Annotated in this window: 20 protein-coding genes; 11 read left to right on the forward strand and 9 right to left on the reverse strand. The window is 59.3% G+C overall.

Going from position 1 to position 25,306, the window contains the following annotated elements; all coding sequences use genetic code 11:
• Positions 1–48 precede the first annotated feature (48 nt).
• The 4 genes from AB4N84_RS21210 to AB4N84_RS21225 form a co-directional block, all read right to left on the reverse strand.
• Positions 49–690: a TetR/AcrR family transcriptional regulator gene (locus AB4N84_RS21210; protein WP_460043010.1), complete on the reverse strand. Its 642-nt coding sequence runs from the start codon at positions 688–690 to the stop codon at positions 49–51.
• A gap of 139 nt (positions 691–829) precedes the next feature.
• Positions 830–2,020, reverse strand: a complete 1,191-nt coding sequence (locus AB4N84_RS21215; RefSeq protein ID WP_460047084.1) for a D-alanyl-D-alanine carboxypeptidase family protein — start codon at positions 2,018–2,020, stop codon at positions 830–832.
• Positions 2,021–2,099: 79 nt separating this feature from the next.
• On the reverse strand, positions 2,100–3,500 hold the full coding sequence (locus tag AB4N84_RS21220) for a sensor histidine kinase (RefSeq protein ID WP_460043011.1): 1,401 nt from the start codon (positions 3,498–3,500) through the stop codon (positions 2,100–2,102).
• Positions 3,478–4,155: a response regulator transcription factor gene (locus AB4N84_RS21225; protein ID WP_074749518.1), complete on the reverse strand. Its 678-nt coding sequence runs from the start codon at positions 4,153–4,155 to the stop codon at positions 3,478–3,480. The genes AB4N84_RS21220 and AB4N84_RS21225 overlap by 23 nt, the downstream gene beginning before the upstream one ends.
• A 157-nt stretch (positions 4,156–4,312) precedes the next feature.
• Between AB4N84_RS21225 and AB4N84_RS21230 the strand changes: the two genes are divergently transcribed.
• From AB4N84_RS21230 to AB4N84_RS21240, 3 genes are all read left to right on the forward strand, one after another.
• The gene (locus AB4N84_RS21230) at positions 4,313–5,101 is read left to right on the forward strand and encodes a substrate-binding domain-containing protein (protein WP_460043012.1); all 789 of its coding nucleotides are present in this window, start codon (positions 4,313–4,315) and stop codon (positions 5,099–5,101) included.
• Positions 5,102–5,516: 415 nt separating this feature from the next.
• Positions 5,517–8,051: a GAF domain-containing hybrid sensor histidine kinase/response regulator gene (locus tag AB4N84_RS21235; RefSeq protein WP_460047085.1), complete on the forward strand. Its 2,535-nt coding sequence runs from the start codon at positions 5,517–5,519 to the stop codon at positions 8,049–8,051.
• A 176-nt stretch (positions 8,052–8,227) separates the two neighbouring features.
• Positions 8,228–9,949, forward strand: a complete 1,722-nt coding sequence (locus AB4N84_RS21240; protein WP_460043013.1) for a hypothetical protein — start codon at positions 8,228–8,230, stop codon at positions 9,947–9,949.
• A 51-nt stretch (positions 9,950–10,000) separates the two neighbouring features.
• On the opposite strand, the gene AB4N84_RS21245 is transcribed toward AB4N84_RS21240, so the two are convergent.
• Entirely contained in the window at positions 10,001–10,687 is a 687-nt protein-coding gene (locus AB4N84_RS21245) for a substrate-binding domain-containing protein (protein ID WP_460047087.1), read from the reverse strand.
• Here AB4N84_RS21245 and AB4N84_RS21250 point away from each other — a divergent pair.
• The 3 genes from AB4N84_RS21250 (at position 10,568) to AB4N84_RS21260 (ending at position 12,403) form a co-directional block, all read left to right on the forward strand.
• On the forward strand, positions 10,568–11,230 hold the full coding sequence (locus tag AB4N84_RS21250) for an SDR family NAD(P)-dependent oxidoreductase (RefSeq protein ID WP_460047089.1): 663 nt from the start codon (positions 10,568–10,570) through the stop codon (positions 11,228–11,230). The genes AB4N84_RS21245 and AB4N84_RS21250 overlap by 120 nt on opposite strands.
• A 51-nt stretch (positions 11,231–11,281) precedes the next feature.
• On the forward strand, positions 11,282–11,551 hold the full coding sequence (locus AB4N84_RS21255; RefSeq protein ID WP_460043014.1) for a tautomerase family protein: 270 nt from the start codon (positions 11,282–11,284) through the stop codon (positions 11,549–11,551).
• Positions 11,552–11,917: 366 nt separating this feature from the next.
• On the forward strand, positions 11,918–12,403 hold the full coding sequence (locus AB4N84_RS21260) for an N-acetyltransferase family protein (protein ID WP_460043016.1): 486 nt from the start codon (positions 11,918–11,920) through the stop codon (positions 12,401–12,403).
• Between the two features lie 209 nt (positions 12,404–12,612).
• Here AB4N84_RS21260 and AB4N84_RS21265 read toward each other — a convergent pair whose 3' ends face one another.
• Positions 12,613–13,605, reverse strand: coding sequence for a TerC family protein (locus AB4N84_RS21265; protein ID WP_460043018.1), 993 nt, complete (start codon positions 13,603–13,605; stop codon positions 12,613–12,615).
• Positions 13,606–13,844: 239 nt separating this feature from the next.
• Complete coding sequence (locus AB4N84_RS21270) at positions 13,845–14,378, reverse strand: DinB family protein (RefSeq protein WP_074749525.1); 534 nt, start codon at positions 14,376–14,378, stop codon at positions 13,845–13,847.
• Positions 14,379–14,703: 325 nt separating this feature from the next.
• On the opposite strand from AB4N84_RS21270, the gene AB4N84_RS21275 reads away from it, so the two are divergent.
• From AB4N84_RS21275 to AB4N84_RS21290, 4 genes are all read left to right on the forward strand, one after another.
• Positions 14,704–17,514, forward strand: coding sequence for a CheR family methyltransferase (locus tag AB4N84_RS21275; protein WP_460043019.1), 2,811 nt, complete (start codon positions 14,704–14,706; stop codon positions 17,512–17,514).
• A 12-nt stretch (positions 17,515–17,526) separates the two neighbouring features.
• Entirely contained in the window at positions 17,527–19,728 is a 2,202-nt protein-coding gene (locus AB4N84_RS21280) for a putative bifunctional diguanylate cyclase/phosphodiesterase (protein WP_460043020.1), read from the forward strand.
• Positions 19,729–20,249: 521 nt separating this feature from the next.
• Positions 20,250–20,861: a reactive chlorine resistance membrane protein RclC gene (gene rclC, locus AB4N84_RS21285; protein WP_460043021.1), complete on the forward strand. Its 612-nt coding sequence runs from the start codon at positions 20,250–20,252 to the stop codon at positions 20,859–20,861.
• 64 nt (positions 20,862–20,925) lie between these two features.
• The gene (locus tag AB4N84_RS21290; RefSeq protein WP_460043022.1) at positions 20,926–21,744 is read left to right on the forward strand and encodes an alpha/beta hydrolase; all 819 of its coding nucleotides are present in this window, start codon (positions 20,926–20,928) and stop codon (positions 21,742–21,744) included.
• A gap of 193 nt (positions 21,745–21,937) precedes the next feature.
• Here AB4N84_RS21290 and AB4N84_RS21295 read toward each other — a convergent pair whose 3' ends face one another.
• Positions 21,938–23,128, reverse strand: a complete 1,191-nt coding sequence (locus AB4N84_RS21295) for an MFS transporter (protein ID WP_460043023.1) — start codon at positions 23,126–23,128, stop codon at positions 21,938–21,940.
• A gap of 108 nt (positions 23,129–23,236) precedes the next feature.
• On the opposite strand from AB4N84_RS21295, the gene AB4N84_RS21300 reads away from it, so the two are divergent.
• Positions 23,237–24,157, forward strand: a complete 921-nt coding sequence (locus tag AB4N84_RS21300) for a LysR family transcriptional regulator (protein ID WP_460043024.1) — start codon at positions 23,237–23,239, stop codon at positions 24,155–24,157.
• A gap of 85 nt (positions 24,158–24,242) precedes the next feature.
• Here AB4N84_RS21300 and AB4N84_RS21305 read toward each other — a convergent pair whose 3' ends face one another.
• Complete coding sequence (locus AB4N84_RS21305) at positions 24,243–25,160, reverse strand: LysR substrate-binding domain-containing protein (RefSeq protein ID WP_460043026.1); 918 nt, start codon at positions 25,158–25,160, stop codon at positions 24,243–24,245.
• Positions 25,161–25,306 lie beyond the last annotated feature (146 nt).

Genomic DNA, 25,306 nt, shown 5'->3' on the forward strand with positions numbered 1-25,306 from the left:
ATGATATCTCCCGAAATGGAATTGATCGTTTCCTAATTGACTAAATGTTTACTCCAGCAGTCCCATCAGTTCGTTCACCATTGCGAGCATCTGTTCGGTGTCTGAGCCCGTTTTGCCCACTACCCGCATGCCTTGCTGGAGGACCAAGAGCAGCTTTGCCAGATTCGGGGCATCAAGCTCCTCACGAACGGAGCCATCTGACTGACCTTCCTCGATCAGGCGGCGGAGCTGGGCTTCTCGCCTGTCCTGCTGCGCGCCGATCAAGCCTGCAATCTCGCTATCAGCCCGCGAAAGCTCAACCGCGGTTTCGACGACCAGGCATCCTGTGCGGCCTGCAGCCTCGCAGCTGAGGTGCGCGTAGTGAATGAGCAGCGCTTCGATTTTGTCGCGTCCAGAGCGCTTGCTCTCCAGGCAGGCGGCAATCGCCTCTGCACGTCGGGTCAAATAGCGATCAAGTGCTGCCAGAAAAAGGCCGCGTTTGTCGCCCCAGGCCTTGTAGATGCTGCCCGACGTCAGGCCCAGGCACGTGTTCAAGTCCGAGATCGAGGTGCCGTGAAACCCATATTCACTGAAGCGTGTAATCGCTTTGTCCAGCGCCGCGTCAGTGTCAAATTCGCGCGGCCGACCTGGCCGGACGGAGAAGTCATTTTTCGTAGTCATGGCGCGAGTATAGGAATCAATCGTTTCCAAATAAAGAGCTGAAGATAAAAAACCTGCGTTTGATCCATCAAGGGCTGGTCACGTCCCTCCTTGAGGCCAGCCCTTGTGGCCTTGATGACCGCAATAATCCGGCAGGATCTTTGACCGTATCCTGCCAGCTCGCATTGGCTTACTGGTCCGATTCTCCTTGTCCGAACATGTTCAGGAAGAACAGCCGCACGGTGTCCCAGGTCCGCTTCCACCAGCCGCCCTCAGGCGCTTCTTCCAGGGCGATCAAAGGCCGCGTCGCCAGTTTCTTATCGCCGTCGTACAGGTCCAGGCTGCCGACCACGGTGCCCATGGCGATGGGGGCGACCAGAGGGTGGTCGATGTTGAAGCGGACATCGACCTTGCGATTCCGGTCCTTTGGCAGGGTCAGGGAAATATCATCCAGCGACCCTACGGGCAGCGTCCGGTCTTCGCCTTTCCAGAGCATCGGGTTGGACAGGACCTGAGCCGCCTTCACATAGGTTTGGGTGTCGAAGAAGCGAAAGCCGTAGCTCAGCAGTTTTTCAGCGTCATTGGCGCGATTTTTCATCGAGGTGGAGCCAAATACTGCCGTGATCAATCGATGACCGTCGCGCAGGGCAGAGGTGACCATGCAGTAGCCCGCTGCCTCGGTATGCCCGGTTTTCAGGCCGTCCACGGACTCGTCCCGCCACAACAGCAGATTGCGATTGGGTTGGCGTATCCCGTTCCAGGTGAAGTGCTTTTGTTTATACAGCGGGTAATAAGCGGACTCGTCGTTGATGATGGCCCGAGCGAGCTTCGCCATGTCCAGCGCTGAGGAATAGTGATCTGGCGCGGGCAGGCCGGTCGGGTTCAGGAAATGCGTGTCGTCGAGCCCCAGCCGCTTTGCCGTTGCGTTCATCAAGCCGGCGAAACTGGTTTCATCGCCAGCGATGTGCTCGGCGAGCGCGACGCTGGCGTCATTGCCCGAGTCGATGACGATCCCGCGCAACAGGTCATGGACGGCCACCTTGCTTCGCGGATCGAGAAACATGCGCGAGCCCTCGGTGTGCCAGGCGTTCTCACTGATGGTGACTTCATCGTCGGATCGCAACCGGCCGCTCTGTATCTCGTTGGTCGCGACGTACACCGTCATCAATTTGGTCAGGCTGGCAGGGGGCAGGTGTTCATTTGCATCATGGCTGGTGATCACGTCCCCGGTGCCTGCATCCATCAGCACCCAGGATTTTGCATGAAGCTGAGGCGCCGAAGGTGTCATGGGGCCTGAGGGAACGGGAGCGGCGAACACTGTCGGCCAGTGAGTCAACGCAAGAGTCAGGACGAGCCGTGGGGTCAGGTGTTTCACGAACAGAAAGCCTTGGTTAGACGCGAGGTGCGACAACCTAGATCAGCGCAAAAACAGCGACCAATTAAGCAGGGTTAAGAAAAGTTTAAGAAGCGCCGTGCCGAGCATCGTGCAGAGGACATTCGAGTGTCACTCGGGTACCGCGTCCGTCGACGCCAGCTTCGATGCCCAGCCCGAACCCGTGGAGTCGGGCAATCGCAGCCACCAGTGACAAGCCGAGCCCGTTGCCCGGTTGCTGCCGGGACTGATCGCCGCGGTAGAGACGTCGGGTCACGCTGTTGCGTTCGTGGTGGGGGATGCCTGGGCCGTTGTCCTGCACCTCGATACTCAGACTGTGCTCCTTTCGCACGCAGCGCAGGCAGATGTGGCCTCCCGGTTGAGTGAATTTGATCGCGTTGTCCATCAGGTTCACCAACGCCTCGAACAGCAGAGAGGTATCACCCTCCAGCATTGGGCAGTCATCAGGCGTCTGCAGGATCAATTGCTGGTGTTTCTCATGGGCAAGCGGCTCATAAAACTCGTGAGCCTGCTTTAGCAGCCGCGCGGGCTGAAATGCTTCGAAGGCCGAGCGCCGTCGGGTGTCCTCCAGCTCAGATATTCGAAGCAGGCCCTGAAAGCGCGACATGATCGATTCGCTTTCCTCCAGTGCCAAGTTCAGCGTATCGACATGGGCCTGCTGCAGCGGCAGTTTTTGCAGCTGATACAGGCGGGCCCGCAACCGGGTCAGTGGGGTTCGCAGGTCATGGGCAATGCCGTCACACACACCTTTGACCTCCAGCATCAGTTGCTCGATGTGTTCGAGCATGGTGTTGACAGCGCTGGCCAGCATGTCGAGTTCATCGCGGCGGGCCGAGAGCGGCAGCCGCTCACGCAGGTTGCCCGATACGATGCGCTCGGTGCTGCGCTGCAACCGCTCCACGCGCCTGATGGGGCGTCTTCGCAACAGGCGCCAGCCGATCAGCCCCGGCACCAGCGTCAGCGACAACCCCCAGAACAGGGCCTGCCCGATAATGCCTCCCACGGCGGAGATCGAGCCTCCGTCGCGCGCGAGGATCAGGATCCTGCCATCCGCGCGATCCAGCCGCAGTGCATAGCTGCTGCGGGTTTCCTCATTGGGCAACGCGATGCTTAAACCGCGCTCCAGATAATGCACCTGTCCATCGTCGGGAAGGTTGGAGCGCAATTTGAGCAAGTCACCGGTCAGGTGGGCGCCGTTGGCTTCGAACAACCCGTAAGCATCGATGCCCGGCGTGGAGTACACCTCGCTTCCGGCGAGCTCGGACACCAGCGCCGCATCGCTGACTTTTTCATAATAATGCGCGCGTTGCATCAGCGTTCGCTCGGCCACGGTGCCTAGATAGCGCGTGATCTCCCAGTACAGTACTCCGGTGAAAACGGCACCCCAGGCCACGAAAAACAACGCATACAGACCGATCAGACGGCTGCCGCTGGACCGCCAGCGTTCAGTCCTTGTCGACGAGGACATAGCCTGACCCACGAATCGTCTGGATGGCGGGCGCTCCCGGTCCTTCTATTTTTTTACGCAGGCGCGCGAGGTGCACCTCGATGATGTTGGTGCCGGGATCGAAGTGATAACCCCAGACCTCCTGGAACAGCATGGTGCGCGTGACCAGCTGACCGGCGTTGCGCATCAGGTAGGTCAGCAATTTGAATTCGGTGGGAAGCAGCGCGATTGCCTGACCGTCAAGCGTCACCGTCTGGGCAATCAGGTTCATCTGCAGCCCGCCGAAGCGCAAGCAATGTTCCGTTTCGCCGGGTGCCGGGTCACGAAGCAGCACCTCGAGGCGCGCAATCATTTCGATCATCGAGAACGGTTTGGTCAGGTAGTCGTCGCCACCGGAGCGCAGACCTCGAACCCGCTCGTCGACGTCCGACAGGGCGCTGATCATCAGCACCGGGGTCTGAATGGACAACTGCCGCAGCGTGCTGACGATCGTCAGTCCGTCAAAATCGGGCAGCATGCGATCCAGGGTAATGACGTCATGGCCTCCTGCGATGGCCAGCGCGAGACCGTCGCGTCCGTTGTCCGCCCATTGAGCCTGAAAGCCATGAGCGTCAAGCTCGGTCATGATGGCGTGTGCGGTAACTTCGTCGTCCTCGATGACTAACGCACGATTCATTCTGAACTCCAGAGTGGGGGGCGTACATTCTAACGGCAGGCGCAAGGTGAGCCGGTACGTTTGTCCGTTAAAGTAAATTTTTCTTAACGCGGGTTAACACGGGGGAGGTGGAACGCTGCTTTAGCGTGAAGGTTTTCCGGACGAGGATTTGCCTGCCATGCACCCGTGCTTCAGACCCGTTTTGCTGACCTGCCTTCTTCTTTGCAACGGCCTGAGCCACGCCGCCGACAAGCCCGCAGAAGGTCCAGTGACCCTGAGGTTGCTCTGCTCCAGCGGTTTCATCGGTGCGGCTCAGGCCATCGCGCCTGACTACGAAAAAGGCCGCGCTATTCACCTGGACATCATCAAGGCGCCGCCCGCTGGCGTGACGCTGGCCGATACGTTTGAGCCCGCACCCAGTCCCGATGCGTTTGACCTGGTGCTGACCGACAGGGTGTCCATGGACCGACTGGTTGCGCAACGCAGGGTGGATCCGGCCACCCGCGTTGACCTGGGACAGTCGTTGATCGCCATGGCAGTCAAGGACGGCGCTCAAAAGCCCAGGATTGACACCGTTGATGCCTTGCGCGAGGCGCTGATGAACGCCGAGTCTGTCGCTTACGCCAACAGTCCCACGGGCATGTACCTTTCACATTGGCTGTTCCCGCGAATGGAGCTTGATCAGAACTTTGTGCTCAAAAGCAGGGCCATCTCCACCGAGCCCGTCGGCAATGCCGTGGCGCGCGGTGATGTTCAATTGGGGTTTCAGCAGTTGAGTGAACTCAAAGCCGCGCCCGGCATTGATATTGTGGGCTTGATCCCCGACAACGTGCAGCAGATGGTCTTGTACTCCGGTGCCGTCATGAAGGGCAGCCCTCATCCCGTCGAAGCCAAGACGTTGCTCGACTACATGACGTCTTCACAGGGGCGGGCAGCGATGCAGGAGAGCGGGCTGCAACCGTTCTAGTGTTCGCTCATGATTTTCGTGAAGGCTCTCCTTCCATGCATTTCCCTCCCTGTCATTGACGTCGTTGCGGTGTGACCGAGTGCCCGGCAGGCAGGCGGCCGTGATCGGGTAGGTAATCCGACAGGCTGTTTCTGAGCCGATTTGCTGTCCGTCGCACGCTTGCTTGCGGGTGATGCTTGATGGGGTCTTTTCTGAGAAACTGACTTCCGTCCGTGTCGATAAGAAAGCGTCGCGCTACGGCATCTGTTTTCCCCGCCTTCAACTTGAACCAGACCGCCGGACACGATTCTCTGGCCGTTGGGAGATCTGTTTGCTGACTGTTCCGATGAACCCCGTCATTGATGACCGTTTGTCTCATGTGCTGAATGCCAGTGAAAGGCTGGTCAGAGCGGCGTCGGTGGAGGAGGTCGTCGATGTGTTGCGAGACACGGCGCGTGCCACGGTGGGCGCGGAGGGCATTGCAGTCGTCATCGAAAATGACGGCCGCTGTTCTTACGTGGCTGAAGATGCCATCTCTGCGCTTTGGCAAGGCCAGAGTTTTCTCGTCGATCAGTGCATTTCGGGGTGGGCGATGCGTCACCGCGAGACGGTGGCGATCCCTGACGTCAGGCTCGATCCGCGTGTCCCGCAGGATGCCTATGCACCCACGTTCGTCCGCAGCCTGGTGATGGTGCCCATAGGCAGACCTGTCCCCGTTGCAGCGCTGGGGGCTTACTGGTCGCAGGTTCGTGATCACGATTCCGATACGATCGAGCGCCTGGAAAGTCTGGCGCGGCTGGCCACGATCGCCATCGAAAACGCTCGCCTCACCCAAGCGCGCAATCGCGAGGCAGCGCTTGGGTCTGCACAGAACCGCATCCTGGAACTGGCGGTACAAGAGACTGCCCTGAGCGTCACGCTGGACGCGATCGTCCGCGAGGTGGAGGACCTGTCCACCTCCCGTTTCCTGGGAAGTGTCCTGCTCCTGACCGAGGACGGTCGCCACGTGGAGCATTGCGCCGGCCCAAGCTTGCCGGGTCCCTATATCGATGCTGTCAAAGGCATCACCGTTGGGCCGCACTCTGAGGCCTTGGGCACCGAGCCGTCGGGTCATGCTCCGGTGCTCATTTGCGACAGTTCAGGCGATCCGCTCTGGGGCGAGTTGCGTCAGCTGGCTATCAGACAGGGGCTGCACCTCTGCTGGTCAATCCCGATTCGTTCGATGCAAGGCGCTGTGCTCGGCGCTTTCGTCATGTACCACCAAGGGCCGCGTGAGCCGTTGTCCGCGGATATTGAGATCATTGATTTCGTGGTGCACACGGTCGGCCTTGTCGCACTCCGCGCTCGAGCGGACTCCGCGAACCGGATCAGCGAGGCGAGACTGCGCCTGGCGGTTGACCATGCTGATGTGGGTTTCTGGGACGTTGATTTCGTGCGCAACACGCTGATCTGGCCGTCGCAGACGAAAGCGATGTTCGGCATCTCGGCTGACGTGCCCGTCACGCTGCAAGACTTCTATGACGGTTTGCACCCCGAGGACAGGGACGCGACCATTGAAGCCTTCACGGCGGCCGTTGACCCTGAACGCCGCGCGCTCTACGAAGTCGACTACCGCACGATTGGCCGCGAAGACGGCATCGTTCGCTGGGTGGCGGCCAAGGGCCGGGGCGTGTTCGATACGGCCGGCCGCTGCTTGCGCGTGACCGGCACGGCGATCGAGATCACCCCGCGCAAGGTCGCCGAGGAGAAACTGCGAGAGCTCAATGCCACCCTTGAAGGAAGGGTTGCGCAAGCCATTGCCGAACGGGAAGAGGCGCAAAAAGCGCTGCGTCAAAGCCAGAAGATGGAAGCCATGGGGCAGCTCACCGGCGGTGTGGCCCACGATTTCAACAACCTGCTCACACCCATTGTTGGCACCCTCGACATGCTTCAGCGACGAGGCGTAGGCGGCGAACGGGAGCAGCGGCTGATTTCTGGGGCGGTGCAATCGGCTGAACGTGCAAAGACCCTGGTGCAACGGTTGCTTGCCTTCGCACGGCGTCAACCGCTGCGCACGGTTCCCGTCGACGTGGCGAAGCTGGTGGGCGATATGGGCGATCTCGTGGCCAGCACGACGGGGCCGCAAATCAAGGTGGTCATCGATGTGCCAGAGGATCTGCCTGCGGCCATTGCAGATTTGAATCAGCTCGAAATGGCCCTTCTCAATCTTTCCGTGAACGCGCGCGACGCGATGCTTGAGGGCGGGACGATGCGCATCTCTGCCAGCACCGAGCGGGTCGGCACGGGGCACCGTTCCAAGCTTGCGACGGGCGAATACCTGTGTCTGTCCGTCGCGGACACCGGCATTGGCATGGACGCGGCGACACTGGCTCGCGCCGTGGAGCCATTCTTTTCCACCAAGGGCGTTGGCAAAGGTACCGGCCTGGGCCTTTCGATGGTGCATGGGCTGGCCTCGCAGTTGAACGGCGCACTGACGATTCAGAGCGCACCCGATCTCGGCACGAACGTGGAGCTTTGGCTTCCGCGCAGCATGACCGAGCCGGCACCGGCTTTGCGCATCGTGGACGCAGTGGAGCCGCAGCTGACGAGTGGGCTTGCGCTGTTGGTCGATGATGAAGAACTGGTACGCACCAGTACAGCGTACATGCTGGCCGAACTGGGCTATGGCGTGATCGAGGCGGCGTCAGGCGAAGAGGCCCTTGAGCTGATGGAGGCCGGGGAGGCGTTCGACCTGCTTGTAACGGACCATCTGATGCCGGGCATCAACGGGACCGACCTGGCCAGGGTGGTTCGTACCTCCAGGCCAGGAACCCCGATCCTTCTCATTTCCGGCTATGCAGAACGTGAGGGCCTTGACCCGGATCTTCCTCGGCTCACCAAGCCGTTTCGCAAGAATGAACTGGCGGCAAGCCTCTCGCAGCTGCGTGGCGAGTCCCGGGACGATGCTGCGGGCCAGACAGCAGCGCCTTGATCGGCGCCTGAAGCGCAGCGCGACCGTGGGACAGGAGGCGAGTCATTATCCTGAAACACAACCGTCAAATACCGACGTTTGCACCGGAACCGGAACGGCGCGGTAGGCCACACACCTCTTTGAATAACCATCGCGGTTAGCAGCGATGCATCCGTATTACCAGAGAGGACTTCACCATGCGCGTGTCTGGCCAGCAAACCCCCGATTCCTCACACTCCATCGAACGCCAAGAGGGGTCGGGTGCAAATGCCGTCACCGATCATGCTTGCGTGGGACAGGGTCATCCCCAATCCGGACAGGTGAGTGCCGCGGCTGTGAACGACTCCCGTGAAATGCGGCATTTGCTTACCGACTTTATAAGCCGGCAGTTCAGGCCCTATCGGGACCGTCTGGAGGCAGAATCGCCACATCGGGGAGAAATTGATCGGATCATCGAAAGCCGAGTCAACAAACTGATGGAAGAGAACATCTCGTTCGAAGAGCTTCAAACGGTGATGGATAAAGCGAAGAAGATGGACCGTAACGCCTCAATGGTGTCGGGGACGGTTGGCGGCTTGCCGTTTGCCCTGGCATCGACGCTCCAGGCCACCATTCCCGCCATCACAGGCGCCGGAGCAAACATACAAAATCCGGTGGCAAAAGCGGCAGCGCAAGGGGCGATCTCTCTCGCGGCGGCGTCAGTGATCGATCAGGTCGGCGGCGCGTCCATGAAAAAACTTCGAGAAGATGCGTATTACCTGCAGGCCCCCGGGGACAAACTGCATGAGTCTTTAAAAGTCGCGCTGGAGAGCATCGATACCAAAGCGAACCTGGCCATCAAAAACGCAAAGGAGGCGCAGACATTCACTGTCCGAAATGCCGTCAGGATGATTGCTGGCCCGGTGGCGGCCAAACTCAATCCTGCGGTTGAACCCATTCTGGATACCGCCCTTGCCATAACGGGTGGGTTAGCCGCTGGCGCCGGCACCGGCTACGCCGCCCACAATCGTCGGACGGAGCAATTCACCAGTGGCCCCGCGCTGCTGTTGGGACGAAGAGATGCCGAGCCCAAACAGGACTTGAATCAGGAAACCGACTGGTTCGACGTCTTGCAAGCACTGCGGGGCGCAAACACCTTCAGTACGCCTCTCACCAATGCGGGAGGGCGTTTGGCCGACGCGGGGCGCACATTGCTCACCGATCCGCTTGGGGCCTTGTCGAGAACCGCCAAAGGCACTTTCACCGCTTCCGGTGCCGCTAACGTCACCACACTGACCGGTGGCTTCGCCGCGCTGGAAGCCGGTAAGGGCGCTGCAGTCAACGCGTTGGCCCAACAACAAGCCTGGGGGTCGTTTGCAAAACACGCCATCAACACAGCGGGCGGCGCCGTCGTGTTCGGTGCCAATGCCGCGAGCGTCGCCGTCGCAGACAAGCTGGTTGAGGATTTAATGGCGCAAGGCGGGACAACGGCCGATACGGCGGGCGCGACAGAGACCGCTCAGCCAGCGCATGGACAAGCGGAGGAGGCTCCCGACGAGGCGTCAGGCCTTATCGGCAGACCGTCCAGTCAGCGGTCCCGGCGAGCGGATTCAGAATCGAATTCTCTTGCGCGCACCAGCCTCACCGGCAATCGAATCATGAATGCCGACACGGAACGCAACTCCACCCAGTCTCCAGGAGGCAGTCTTCGGGGGAGCCTTGGCGGCGAGCAGGCGCAGCCCACGATCAGCGGCGGACCCTCGAGCGAGGCAGAGCGCTCAGGCTCGGCGTCTTCGCAGAGACCTGCCGAGCGGCTGGCTCAATCCGCAGTGCAGACAGAAAATCTCTCAGAAGACGACGCATCCAGCTATCACACCGCGACAGACTCATCCGATGACGACGCATCCGTCTACTTCACTCCGCCACAAAGCCCGGTTTGAGCAAACCGCTGCGGGCCGCAGGGGGAAGAAACTGTACTGCGGTTTCGCGACTCACACGAAAAGATCGCGTTCCTGCTCAAACATGTCAGCCACCTCATCGGCCACGACCCGGATGGAGGCGTCCTTACGATCGCGACTGCGGGTCAACAGAAAAACCTCCCGGCTGGAGGGCACTGCGCCAAGATCGCATACCCGCAGTGTCGAATTCGCGCGCCCGATATAGTGTGGAATCAAGGCCAGTCCGATACCCGACCGCGCTGCTATCGCATGAAGCGCCTGGTCTTTGGCGCGAAAAGCAATGCGAGCGCGAGGGAAATGCCGGGCCACCCATTTTTCCTGGGTCAGGTAACCATCGGCCTCATTGAAGCCGATCAAAACCAGATTGCCTGCGGCTTCAAACGAGCGACAGGCCTCCTCCGTCCCATAAAACCCATAGCCCACCTCGACCATCGGACGCGCGATGATATCGCCGTCCTTGGGCTTGTCGAAGCGGATGGCAATATCCGCTTCACGTCGGTCAAGGCTGATGGACCGCAGGGCAGGGGACAGATCTATATCCAGCTTGGGATAACGGGCTGTCAGCGAGAAAGTAGCAATCTCACCGGCGCTTCGCAGGGAATGGGCGAGGCCATCGTGAATGCGTTCCTCGCTAAGGGCTACGGTGTCGTCGCTACCTCGCGCTCGATTAAACCGTCCACCGATCCTGACTTGATCACCGTCGCCGGGGATATTGGCGATCCCGAGACGAGCAAGCGGTTGGTGGCAGCGGCGCTGGAGCGCTTTGGCCGCATCGACACGCTGGTCAACAACGCTGGCATCTTCATCGGCAAAGCGTTTACCAACTACACAGAAGAAGACTACCGGCTGAAGTTGAGAACCAACGTCGACGGCTTTTACTTCACCACTCAAGCCGTCATTCCTGTGATGCTGGAGCAGGGCAGCGGCCACGTCGTTCAGATCACTGCCTCGACGGCAGAGTTCGCCAGTTCGCGTTCACCTGCCCTTGTTGCCATGCTCACTAAAGGCGGCATGAATTCGGCTACCAAGAGTCTGGCGATCGAATACGCCACCCGAGGGATTCGCGTGAATGCCGTCGCGCCTGGTGTTATTCGCACCCCAATGCACAACCCTGAAATTGTCGAGCAATTGGCAGCCTTCCATCCCATGAACAAGCTGGGTGAAGTCGAGGACATCGTCCGTGCCGTTCTTTACCTTGAGGACGCTGCCTTCTCGACCGGCGAGATCTTGCACGTTGATGGCGGCCTTATCGCCGGCCGTTAAAGCCTTCGGAGGAGCGCGCCCAGCGCGCTCCCCTCATACCCTGGATTTTCTATGCCAATCGTAAACATTCTGGTGACCCGGGAAGGCACGACGCCGGGCGCGGACCGAACCACTGCCGACCAGAAGGCGGCCGTCTATAAGGGCATCGCCGATCTGCTCTTTAACGTCATGGGCAAGCCTCGTGAAGACACCACCGTGATCTTCCACGAGCACGAGATCGACGACATCAGCCAGGGCGGGTTGCCATTGTCCGCTTACCGTCGACGCCGCGACCAAGACGGTCCGACAGAGCCTGATGTCGCTGCACGTCGTAATGGGTAGGTTGTGCTCAACGCTTCTGTCTAGCCTCAAGTGACGTCAGCGCGCCAGGCGCGGAGCAGATCCTGCTCAAGCGGAGCGAACTCCGTTTTCGTGGATCTGTTTGTCACAGGGGGGCACTGTTCCACTGTGCCCGTTTCATGGTTTAGTCTCGATGCTTGAGGTCGACCGAGGCGTGGCAGTTACGGGATTCGATGCTTCCCTGCCTGAAAGGCCAGCATGCACGTTCTTTCATGCTGACCGACTGCCAGAAGATCGTCAGCGCTGTTTTCTTCGGGGCCTTCTTGGGGAAAGATCCGAGACCACTGGAAGGGCAACGGCGTTGTCAGCGCCTCCGGGAATGAAGTTCAACAAGGAGCAAGACAGGGAATGGATGAGTTGATCACCTACCGGCAGGCCACTGCGAACGATGTGCCGATGATCTGTGAGTTGGGCCAGTTGCTCAACGCGATCCACCATGAGGCGCGTCCTGATATCTACACCGCTGCCACGTCTGATCCCTTACGTGACGCACCCCACTGGATGAGCTTTTTCGATAGGCCGGGTCAGGCTGCCTTCATGGCGCATGCCGATGGAAAAGCCGTAGGGTTCATTACGGCCAGCCTGTCGTCCGGCACAGGGCCATTGATGCAGCCGCTGGATTTCGTCCGGATCGGCTCAGTCTGCGTAGCAGAGTCATTCTGGGGAAAGGGCATCGGGCGCGGGCTGGTGCGAATGGTACAAGACTGGGCAGTTCAGGTCGGCGCTAATGACCTCAGGCTTTCTGTCTGGACGTTCAATACGTATGCCGTTCAGTTGTATGCGGAACTAGGGTTCGAAACGCGTGCCTTCGAAATGGGCATGTCGCTTGGATGAGGCTTCTTCTGGCGTGACGTGGCCGTGGATCGGCTGCTGTTGGCCCGAAGCTGCCCTTCATGGAGGGCAGATCGTTCTGGACGGAAAGTATCCCGAAAAGGGAACGGAACCCGGGCGATACCGCTGCGACGGTACTGGCATATATTCGCCAAACCCGACCGGCGCGGCGGGCTTACTGTTTTCGTTTGGTGGCCGACATCTGTCTGGACCTAAACCTGCGGGCCGGCGGCGTTTTGGTCACGGGTTTTCCAAAGCGATAGCAGCACACCGCCCAGCAACAGAGCGACCGTCACGCCCAAAGAAAGCACCGCCGGAATCTTGCCGATAATGCCGACCATGAAGATCTTGCCGCCAATAAACACCAGCACCAGCGCCAAGGCGTATTTGAGGTAGGCGAAGCGGTGGATCATCGCCGCCAGAGCGAAATACAGCGCACGTAGGCCAAGGATGGCGAAAATATTAGAGGTGTAGACGATGAAGGGATCCTGGGTAATGGCAAAGATCGCCGGCACGCTGTCCACAGCGAATACCAGGTCGGCACACTCGATCAGCACCAACGCCAGGAACAGCGGCGTCGCCCAGACCACAGACTTGCCACTGGCATCCGCCTGGCGGACGAAGAAGTGCCCTTCATGCAAGCGATCGGTGACCCGCATGTGTTTGCGCAGAAACTTCACCAGCAGATTATCGCTAAGGTTGGGGTGGGCATCGATCTTGCTGAACAGCATCTTTACCCCGGTCAACAGCAGGAAGATGCCGAACACATAGAGAATCCAACTGAACTCGGCGATCAGCGCGGCACCCAGACCAATCATGATAGCGCGCAGAACTATCACACCGAGGATGCCCCAGAACAGCACCTCGTGCTGATACTTACGCGGAATTGAGAGAAAGCTGAAGATCATCGCCATCAGGAAAACGTTGTCCATCGACAACGATTTCTCGATCAGAAAGCCGGTGTAAAAATCCATCCCGGCGTCACCGCCCTTAACCAGCCAGACCCAAAGGCCGAATAGCAAGCCAGCCGTGATATAGCCAGCAGACAGAAGCAGGCTTTCACGAACGCCTATTTCTCGATCCTCGCGGTGTAGCACCCCGAGATCGAAGATCAACAGGCTCAAGACAATGACGACAAAAACGAGCCACAACCAACTGGCGGTGCCGAGAAACTCGGCAAACAGAAAAGATTCAAAGGTCGTCATAAGCCCCTCCGCTATTGTCGAAGTTGTGCAAACTGCAACTCCGACATGGCAGCGATTCGCTGTCAGAGGGGCCCGGCGTTGTGAGGAAAAATTTAAAGAGGTGCGTGTGGTTTCTCAATTACTCAAGGGTTGCAAGTTATTTCAATATAGGAGGCCTCATCTGAGGTCTGAATGACGATTGACAGTTTTCGGAGAGGGAAGGGTAATGACCTGCGGTTGTGTTCAATAGGATGGCCCTATTAAATGTTCCCCGTCGGCCAGCTGAAACGCTCTTCGTCCATCGCTCGCAGCGGAAGGTCTGCATCAAGATAAAACTCATCCAGCTGCGGCGGTGCGACTCGGGTTCCTGACAGCATGGCGTGAACCTGCCCCCTGTGATGGATCTGATGCTGAAACAGGTGCAGCAACAGGCAGTCAACGCGTTCGAGCACGATTCCCTCGGCCCGGACAACCCTTGCCTGGCGACTCAATGACTGATCGTCCAGCCTTTCGCAATACGCGATCAGCCGTGCATCTGCCGCGGCTTGGAGCTGCGACAACGCGTGCAGCGACAAGGTGTCAGGAAGTTCGTTGCGTTGTCCCTCGATGTCGAACTCCAGCGCGGCGAGATAGAACTGATCGACGTCCACTATATGCAGAAGCGTCTTTTCAATCGAAGGAAAGAAGCTGGTTCGCTTGGCCACGTATTCCTCCTGGCTTAACGCGAAGCAGGCTGAGAGCAAACGTCGATTCGACCATTGATTGTTTTGTGCCTGCGCCAGAAAGCTGTTCATTGGGAGTGGCCTGGTGGATTGGCTGAGCCTTGATCATAGTAAAAAACGCGAGGCTGAGGCTCCATGCGCCAATAATGCGCGATCACGTGTCTGGACAAGATCGCACCTTCGAAAAGTAACGCTCGCGCGCGTTTTGGCGTCCGGCCATTACTTCAGATGTGCGAAGCCAAAACGTCGTTCACACCCTGACGCTTTAGAGGCGGATAATCGCTAACATAGACGGCCAAATACCTGCGCAGGTTCTCCAGTGCCCTCCATTCAAACTTCTACCGTGCCTGAGAACCGATGGGTCGTTGGATTAGGTGCATCAGCAGGCGGGCTCGAGGTGTTGCAGCGCTTTCTGACATTGATGCCGGTCGACACCGGCTTCAGCTTTTTGGTGATCCAGCACCTGGCCCCGGCCATGCCCAGTTTGTTGAGCGAAATCCTTGGCCGCGCGACCACAATGAGAGTGGCCGATGCCGAGCATGGCGTGTCAATGGATGCCAATACTGTTTATGTTCTGCCTCCCAATCGTGACCTCACCCTTGAAGGAAACACACTGGTGGTGCAGGCTCCCATGTCGTCAGGCGGCCTGCACCTGCCCATCGACACCTGTTTCACTTCAATGGCGAGCGAGCTTGGCGCCAATGCCGTGGGCATCGTGCTTTCCGGCACGGGGCACGACGGCACGCAGGGCTGCCGGGCCATTCTCGACGGCGGGGGCAAGACGCTGGTGCAATGGCCAGACGAGGCGACCTACAGTGGCATGCCCAGCAGTGCTATTGAAGCCGGTAACGCCAGTCATGTCCTGACGCTGGAGCAAATGCCTGAGGTGCTTTTGGGGCGTAAGGTCGAGCCCATGGCCAATACCGCATCCGGCGAATCGTTGCAGCAGATATTGGTGCATTTGCGCACGGTCACCGGACACGACTTCACCCAGTACAAGAAAACGACGATTGCGCGACGGATAGAGCGGCGAATGCAGGTCCTGCAAATAGCCAGTCAGACTGACTATTCGAGCCTATTGCAGCGTTCTGCGGTGGAGTGCCAATTGCTGTTCAATGAATTGCTGATCAACGTGACTCAGTTCTTCCGGGACCCTGAAGCGTTCGAGGTCATGCGCGCCGACATCCTTGAGCCCATGCTGACGGGCAAGGCCGGCAACGACGAGTTTCGGGTCTGGATCGCGGGCTGCGCCAGCGGCGAGGAAGCGTATTCCGTGGCCATTGTGCTGCATGAACTGCTGCAAACCCATGGATCCGCGTGCAAGGTGCAGCTGTTTGCGACTGATCTGGATGCTGAAGCGATCAACATCGCGCGGGCCGGCCTTTATCCCGAGACGATCGCCCAGGAGATAAGCCCCGAACGCCTGAGCCGCTACTTTAGCCCTGTCGAAGGCGGCTACAGAGTCAGGAAAGAAATCCGCGAGATGATCGTGTTCGCGGTGCAGAATGTGATTAAGGATCCGCCGTTCACGCGGCTTGATCTGCTCTGCTGTCGCAACCTGATGATTTACCTGGGCGCCGCGCTGCAGAACCGCCTGATCCCGATCTTCCATTACTCGCTGAAGTCCCAAGGCGTGCTGTTTCTTTCTCCGTCCGAGAGCATCGGCAGTTACGCAACGTTGTTCACGGCTATGCACCGCAAGTGGAAGTTTTATCGGGTGAACAAAGCCCACAACAACAGATTGATGCAGCTGGGCAGCAGTCTGTCCTGGCTTCCCCAAAAAATCAGCCGACCTGCGGACCGTACCTTGACCTTGAACAAAGAAACCAACCTCGCCGAACTGACTCGCCGCGCACTGCTTCAGGATTTCGGGCCCGCGTCGGTCGTGACGGATCTGGCCGGCAACATTCTTTACGTGCATGGCGATACCGGGAGTTACCTGCGTCCGGCACCCGGGCAGGCCAGCCTGAATGTCATCGACATGGCCCGCGAAGGCCTGCAGCTGGAGCTGCGCAGTGCCGTCCGTCGTGCTGCGCAGGGTGGTGAGTCGACATCCGGTCAGCCAGTCACGGTGACCGGCGATGGCATTGCCCGCCCGGTCCACCTGAGCGTGCGCCGCATGGCGGGCGCCTCGCAGAGCGAACAACTGCTGTTGATCACCTTTCAGGAAACCACCGATGCTGCGTTCGCCGACAGCGACGGGACCTCACAACGTGTTGTCGCGCAATCGCCCCCCGACCGTGTGAACTCGCTGGAGCGTGACCTGGCCTACACCCGCGAAAATCTTCAAGCCACGATCGACGAATTGCAGCACACCAACGAGGAGCTGGGGGCTGCGAATGAAGAGTTGCAGTCGACCAACGAGGAGCTGCAATCCTCGAACGAAGAGCTGGAAACGTCCAGGGAAGAGCTGCAATCGGTCAATGAGGAGTTGGTGACGGTCAATGCGGAGTTGCAAGCCAAGATCGAGCAGTTGGGCGACATGCAAAATGACATGAAAAATCTGCTCGACAGCATCAATATCGGAACTATATTCCTTGACACTCAACTGATCATCCGACGCTTCACCCGGGATGCCGTCAAACTTTACCGGTTGATTCCCAAGGACATCGGACGGCCGCTGGCCGATATTTCCTCGCACATCCATTCAGTGGATTTGCTGGTTCCCGCACAGGAAGTGCTTGATATGTTGATACCTCAGGAAGTCGAACTGTGCACGGTCTCCGGGGACTGGTTCCTCGCGCGCCTGGCACCGTACCGCACGCTGGACAACGTCATAAGCGGCGTGGTCATGACGTTCCACGATATCAACTCGCGCATTGCCAATGAGCGAGCCATTCAAGCCGCGCGCGAGCTGGCCGAGGCCATCGTCGACACGGTGATCGAGCCGCTGCTGTTGCTGGATCATGACCTGTGCGTCGTGTCTGCAAGCCGGTCCTACTATCGCACATTCAATACCACCGCCAGCCAGACTACCGGCCGCAGGCTCTACGAGCTGAACAACAGCCAATGGGACATCGCTTCGCTGCGCAAGAAGCTGGGTACCATCCTCGATGACGACACCAGCTTCGATGGCTTCGAGGTCACCCATCAACTCGCTGGCACCCAGCCTCAAACCGTCCTGCTCAACGCCCGGCGCGTGTCGGGCGAGGGTGCGCGACCGCATCTGATCCTGCTGGCGATGCAGCCCCAACCCTCAGTGCTCTAGGCCCGGACCACCATGAAGCCACCGACTTCCGCGCCCTTTGCTCAGATTCCCCAGCAGGTCGGTGGCCTGGAAGACCCTGATCGGCTGTTACGAGAGTTGCGGCTTCATCAGGTCGAGCTCGAGATGCAGAACGAGGAACTGCGTAGCGCACAATCTGCATTGGAGGCTTCACGGGATCTTTATCTGGACCTGTACGAGCACGCCCCGGTGGGCTACCTCACGCTGGATTTCCACGGCGTGGTCCAGGCTGTTAACCATACGGGAGAGAAGCTGCTGGGCTGGTCCAGAAGCCGGTTGCTGCAACGCCGTCTTGCCGGGCGAATCGTTGAGGCGGACCGCGACCGGTGGCAGCAGGTCTTCGCCAGGTTATGCAGAGACGGTCTTGCTCAGGAATGCGACCTGTCGCTGGAGCGTGCCGATGGCAGCCAGTGGCAGGCACGGCTCAACTGTATTCAGCAAAAAGGCGAGGTGCCGACGATCCGGTTGACGTTGACCGATTTGACGACACGGCGGCAGGTGGAAAGCCGCTTGAACCTTGCCGCGAGCGTTTTCTCCCATGCGCGCGAAGGCATCATGATCACCGATGCGTTTGGAACCATCATTGAGGTCAATGACGCCTTCAGCACGATCACGGGCTACTCACGGACCGAGGCCGTTGGCAGGAATCCACGGCTGCTGGCCTCGGGTTTTACGCCTCCGGCTCAATACGTGAATCTGTGGGACAGCCTGCTGAAGGACCACTACTGGCAAGGGGATCTGTGGAACCGGCGGCGTAACGGAGAGCCGTTCGCCGCCCAGCAAACAATCACGACGATTCTGGACGCTCAGGGGCGACCTCAGCATTACGTCGCGCTCTTCACCGATGTCACCGAGTCCCACGAACACCAGCGCCAGCTGGAATACATTGCCCACTACGATCCGTTGACTCACCTCCCCAATCGCGTGTTGCTGGCCTCCCGCATGCATGAGGCCATGGCGATCGCCTTGCGCACCGGCACTCAACTCGCCGTCGCTTATCTGGACCTCGATGGCTTCAAGGCGATCAATGACGAACATGGTCACGAAGTGGGCGACAGGGTACTTGCCCACGTTTCGCGACGCATGAACCAAACGTTGCCAGCGGGCTGCACCATGGCCCGTCTGGGTGGCGACGAGTTCGTTGCCCTGATCGTCGATCTCGATCAGGTCTGCGACAGTGCGCTGGTGCTGGAGCGTTTATTGGCGTGCGCAAGCGACACGGTGCACATCGGCGCGTTGAAGGTGTCGCTGTCCGCGAGCGTGGGCGTGAGTTACTACCCTCAAGAAGGTGACATAAGCGCCGACCAGCTGTTGCGCCAGGCCGATCAGGCGATGTATCAGGCCAAGCTTGCGGGCAAAGATCGCTTCCATGTGTTCGACGCCAGGAACGATCTGGACATGCGCGGACATAACGCCCGGCTGGACAGGATCGACAGGGCCATTCGAGAGCACGAGCTGCGGCTTTATTACCAGCCCAAGGTCAACCTGCGCACCGGTGAAGTCGTCGGTGCAGAAGCATTGTTACGCTGGCAACACCCGGAAAGGGGGCTGCTGATGCCCGACGATTTCCTGCCGCTGATTGAGAGCAATGCGCTTTCGGAAGTAGTGGGCGAGTGGGTGCTGGAAAACGCCTTGATCCAAGTCGCGCAGTGGCAACGGGAAGGGTTGCTGCTCCCGGTCAGTATCAATGTGGGCGCTCGGCAACTTCAGCATCCGGACTTCGTCCCCAACCTGATGGAACGGCTGGCAGCGCACCCCGATGTCGAGCCGCACATGTTGATCATCGAAATTCTCGAAACAAGTGCGCTGGAAGACATCGAAGGCGTGTCGCTTACGTTGCGCAAGTGCGCAGCGCTCGGCGTGCATTTCGCGCTGGACGACTTTGGAACCGGCTATTCGTCCCTCAGCTACCTCAAGCGCTTGCCGGTAGCTCAGTTGAAGATTGATCAGACATTTATTCACGGGATGCTCGATGCACCTTCGGATGTGTCAATCCTGCAGGCAATCCTGGGACTGGCGTCGGCATTTGGACGCGAGGTCATCGCCGAGGGTGTCAACAACCCCGCGCAGGCTGCTCAGCTCTTGCAGCTTGGATGTGAGGTGGCTCAGGGCTACGGTATTGCTCAGCCAATGCCGCCATCGGCCATTCACCACTGGATAGTTGGCTGGTCAAAGGATCCCTGGCCGCGCGCTTGAAACGCTCATTGCGTGCCCGTGTTAACGACACTCTTTTTAAACTCCATGCTTGTCAGCATGAACGTTGGTTGCCCGGTTTTCGGCATTGGCACAGCAACCCTGTGTGGCCTCTGCGACATCTCGAGTGTCGATGAGGTTGACCGATCCATCGCCCGCAGCGCCTCCCCAATTTCTGTTGGCCACCTGAGCCCCTGCGCGCGGTCAGTCTGACCCCCGCTATGACTCGACAGGCGCTGCGCTGCCCACGCCCTTTCTGTTCATTCCTGTCAGTGCATAACCATACGTTGGTTTAGGGACCCTGTTCTATTGGATTATTGTCGGGTGATGCACCGCGCGGATAGTCTCTTACTTACGAGTTGGCCATTTGGGCCGTTATGCGGTCCAGTTAAGTTACCCCATGTGGCTCGGTTTCATCCCATTGGATTTAACCGTACTGAACAACAGGCTGAGCGGCGCGGGTTCAATAATCGGTTTAAACCCTCTTGGCATTCAACTGATTCAATCACCGGATGTAAATGATCATGAACAATCAACACTCAGTCGTGCATGGACTGCTTGTGGGCGCCAGCCGCCTTGAAAACCTCGGTATTCATTTGATTCGGCTCGGTGTCGCCATCATCTTTTTATGGATAGGCGCCTTGAAATTCGTCCCTTATGAGGCCGACAGCATCACGCCGTTCGTGGCTAATAATCCAGTGATGTCTATGTTCTATGCGCACCCGGATCAATACAAAGAGCATCTTACGCATGAGGGCCAACTTGATCCGGCCAAGCGGGAATGGCAGACCGCTAATCATACTTATGCGTTTTCCAATGGGTTGGGAACAGTGGAAATCCTGATCGGCTTGCTGGTGCTGTCCTACCTGTTTTCTCGCAGGCTCGGCATGGTCGGTTCTGTGTTGGCGTTTCTGACGCCGTTGGTGACGCTGTCCTTTCTCATTACAACGCCCGAGGCGTGGGTACAGAGTACGGGCGATGCCGAGTTCGGATTTCCCTACTTGTCAGGCGGCGGAAGACTGGTACTCAAAGACGTCCTGATGCTGGCCGGGGCCGTCGTCATGATTGCTGATTCCGCACGCCAATTGCTGGGGCAAAGAACAACGCCTGTTCTGGCGCCTGGCCAAGGCATCTGACGCTCACGATTTTTCAGGTGCTTCTATCGCGGCCTGCGGCACCTACGAGAGAGGGAACTGCACCGTGAAGCATCCTGACTTGAGCATTCCAGATCCTGAGCTTGCGGCTGTGTGCCAGGCGTTCGCCGTGCCAGAGCGGGTTGCTGCCACGTGGAGCGAAGTGAGTTTCCTGGGCAAGGGATGGCAGGCATCTCTGGACGTTGACGGAGATCGCCTGGCGTTCTGGATGTTTGGCTGCGGGCCGGTCATTTTGCTGATGCACGGCTGGTCCAGTCGGGGTTCCCGTCTGATGGGGTTCGTAAAACCGCTGATCGCGGCAGGGTTCTCTGTTGCCGTGCTCGATGCGCCGGGCCACGGACACTCCAGTGGAGCAGGGTCGAGTGTGATTCATGCGGGGAAGGCGGCATTGAAGCTGGCGGGGCATCTGGGCGATGTCCATGGCGTTATCGCCCATTCGGCCGGTTCCACCGCAGCACTCTGGGCACTGTGCAATGGGTTGTCGGTCCAGCGAAGTGTGCATGTTTGCGGGCCCAGTTCGATGACCACCGTCGTTTTGGAGATCGCCCGTGCTCACTGTCTGAATGATCGGCAAACGACGGAGTTCTGCGCATGGGTGGAAGCATTCATGGGGGTAACGCTGGCGTCTATCGACCTTCCGGCACTGGCCACGGGGCTCAAACACTCGGGGCTGATCGTGCATGATGGCGATGACCGTGTCGTACCAGTCGCGCAATCCCGGGCGCTGCATGGTGCATGGAGGCGTTCGACCTTGATTGAAACCCGCAGGCTCGGGCATCGCCGCATTCTTTCTGACGCTCACATCATCGAATGTGCCGTCAGGTTCATGATGCCAACCGATCATCCGCTCGAAATGCAGGCCTGAGCGCCTGTCCAAATCACTACTTCGGGACGGGTTCCTGAGCCAGCAGTAAACGTTCGCTCTTTTCCAGTTCCCGCGACTGTTGATCACCTCGGTCTACTTGGGCGGAATCGCGGGAACTGTTTTTTTCTGGCGTTAATGATCCGCACCTGGCCGATCAACGCCCTATGCCTCCCCGAAACTGCAGCCGTTTTTGTTACGGGCGACGCATCATCAGCAACGCGACGATCACAGCCAGCGCAGCGATGAGGGTGGCGATGATGCCAATCGAGCCCAGGCCGAAGTGACCAATGCCGATACCGCCGAAGATGGCACCCAGGCCGATGCCGGCGTTGGCTGCGGAGATGTTCATGGAGGCGGCCAATGCTTGAGCATGCGCCCCGGCCTGCATGACCCTGACCTGGCACACGACGAACAGTGCGGTGTATCCAATGCCCCACGCGACCAACGCAACGATCAGCCACGTGTGGTTCGGCGCCAGAGGCACCGCCGCGAGCATGCCTGCCCCGGCCAGCACCAGAAACAGCACCATCGCGGCAAGGGGTTTGCGGTCGACCATGCTGCCGCCCAGGTGGTTACCGACCATGCCGATCGCGCCGAAGCCCATCAGCCACCAGCCCACCTGACCCGCAGGAATGCCACCCAGTCGCTCAAGGATGTCGGCCAGGTAGGTGTAGGCGGTGAACAGCGAGGTGAACGTCAGGATCGACAGCAACAGGTGAGCCAGGAAGCGTGGTTGGCGCAGGATTGCAGTTTGTTTCTGATCAGGGTGCGCACTGGCGGAGACCGGCAACTGTGGCATCACAAGGTGCATCAGCACGCCGATGAAAAAGGAAATCGCCGCCAGAATCCAGAAGCTTCCGCGCCAGCCCACCGAGTCAGCCGCCAGCGTGCCCAGCGGCACGCCAAATACCAGCGCGGCCGTAATACCCAGATAGACCCGGCCCACGGCCTTGCCCGATTGACCCGGACCTGCGAGCTGTCCTGCGGTTTCGCTGGCTGTTCCCCAGAACACGGGCAATGCCAGGGCCGGGATGAACCGTGCCAGCGCCATTATCCAGATGTTGGTGGACACCGCCGCCAGTACGTTCGAGGCGGCGAACACCATGAGGATCAGGGTGAACAGCTTCTTGCGCTCGACGTGGGCCAGCTTGGCGGTGAGGACGGGCCCGAACAGCATCACGGTGAACGCGAACAGGGTGACCACCTGGCCCGCGAGGGCGATGGAGATGTTCAGGTCTCGGGAAAGGGCGGGCAGCAGCCCGACGATCAGGAATTCGGTGGTGACAATAATGAAGGCCGCGACCGCCATGATCAGGATCTGAAGCCCGGAACTTGAGGTCTCGGCGGGGTTCAGCGTGGCGCTTGCCGTGGGTGGGGACTGCATGGTGCTTAACTCCAAACGGATTTCGGCATAGCCTATTGGAGAAATTGTGTTTTATCTTGGTTGGTTTTTACCGAGTGAATGGAATCAGATTCACTAATTGGAGTGGCTATGTTTTCTTCAGAACGGCTTAAGGGCATTGATGTGTTCGTCATCGTCGCCGATATGGGCAGCTTCACTGCGGCGGCGGAACGTCTGAGCCTCACCAACTCGGCCGTCAGCAAGAGCATCGCGCGACTGGAAGGTCGGCTGGGGACGCGGTTGTTTCAACGCACCACGCGTCGATTGTCGCTGACGGATGCCGGGGAAACCTTCTACCGCACCTGCACCACCGTGCTGTCCGATCTGGAGGAGGTCGAGATTGCCCTGACGTCGACGCAAACCGAGCCGCAAGGCAAGGTCCGCATCGATTTGCCCGCTTCCTATGGCCGCTTGCACGTTCTGCCGCTGATCCTTGAGTTCATGAAGCTGCACCCGCGACTCTCGCCCCATGTGTCGTTTTCGGACCGTTATGTGGACCCGGTACACGAAGGTATCGATATCGTCGTGAGGATCGGGGGCTCCGATGCGTGGCCCGCGTCCATAGGGCATCAGTTTTTCGGCACCCAGACACTCATTTTTTGCGCGTCGCCTGACTACCTCGAGCGCTACGGGGAACCGGCCTCGGAGGCCGATCTGGACGGGCACCAGTGCGTGGGCTATGGGCAGAACGATGGCATGACCATCCCGTGGTATTTCAAAGGCCGGCAACCGGGCGACCGGGAACGCAGGATCATTCATCCCCACATCGCCGTGGGGGACGGGGAGGGTGAGGTCATGGCCGTTCTGGCAGGCCTTGGCATCGCGCAGTTACCGACCTGGCTGGTTCAAACGCACTTGAGCAGCGGCAGACTGATTGAAGTGCTGCCGCATCTCGCCACCGAAGGCCTGCCGATGAACCTGGTATGGCTCAAAAGTCGTGAGGCGCTGCCGAAAGTGAGCGCGTTACTTGCCTACCTGAGTGCCCATCTCACGCCCGACGGGCGACGCTGATTGCCTGCACCGTCATTCGTACCCCCGGTGTAGAAAAACAGCGCGTCAGTGTCGTGATGAACCGGCGGCCGATTGCCGCAACAGATCAAAAAACGAAGCCGTGCCCCAGTTCGCTCTCCATCCACTCCAGAAACCGCCTGACACGCGGAAAGCTGGAGTGGGCCTTCGGGAATACCAGGTGATGCGCGGCCACCGGAGCACTCAACGATTCGGGTGATACCTCCACCAGATCTCCGGACGCCAGGTACTTCTGCGCCAGCAGCGAGCTCTCAAGTGCGAAGCCCAGCCCATGGCTCGCCGCTTCGAGGGTCATGTAGGAGCGATCGAAGCTCAGCGCGTAGGGATTCTCCGGGCGTGCCAGACCGTGTTGGGCAAACCAGGCGGGCCACTTCAACAATGTCGCTTCCGACAGGATCAACTCACAGTCCAGCAAATCCGCTGCGGCGCTGATCGGTCTGCGGGCGAGTAATTTTGGCGCGGCCAGCACCGCAAAGTGTTCGTTGCGCACGGTGCGCACTTCATAGCTGGGCCAGTTCGGCACGCCATGACGAATGTCCACGTCGATCTTGTCCCGGCTGAAGTGCAGGGATTCGTATGAACACGAAAGGTTGATCTGGATATCGGGATGGCTCACACGAAATGCCTCCAGCCGAGGCATCAGCCACAACAGCCCGAAACTGGGCGAGGAATGCAGGCGCAGGCAATCGAGACTGACGTCGCTGGTGGCTCGCTCGGTCGCAATCGCCAGGCTGTGTAGAAGCCCGGAAATCTCCTTCAGGTATTGCTCTCCCACCGGTGTCAGCGTCACGCCGCGGGCGTTACGGACGAACAATTGGCGCCCGATCATCGCTTCAAGATTGGCCAGTTGATGGCTGACGGCCGAGGGCGTGAGGTCCAGCGCTTCGGCCGCTCTGGCGACGTTGCCGAAGCGTGCCGTCTGTTCGAAGGCCTGAATTGCCCTCAAGGGTGGGAGCGGTGGTGAGGCTTCGCCGCCAGTGGACATGGTGGGGGACTCCTTTGTTCTTGTTGTGATTCGGCGCTTTCTATTCAAGCACTCCTGCAACTGTCCTGACGAGGGCTGAATTTTTTTCAGCATCCAATGACTTTTGCGTTATTGCTCGCCCTGACCTCGAGGACCAAGCTGACCCC

This window comes from Pseudomonas sp. S2_H01, assembly GCF_054668305.1.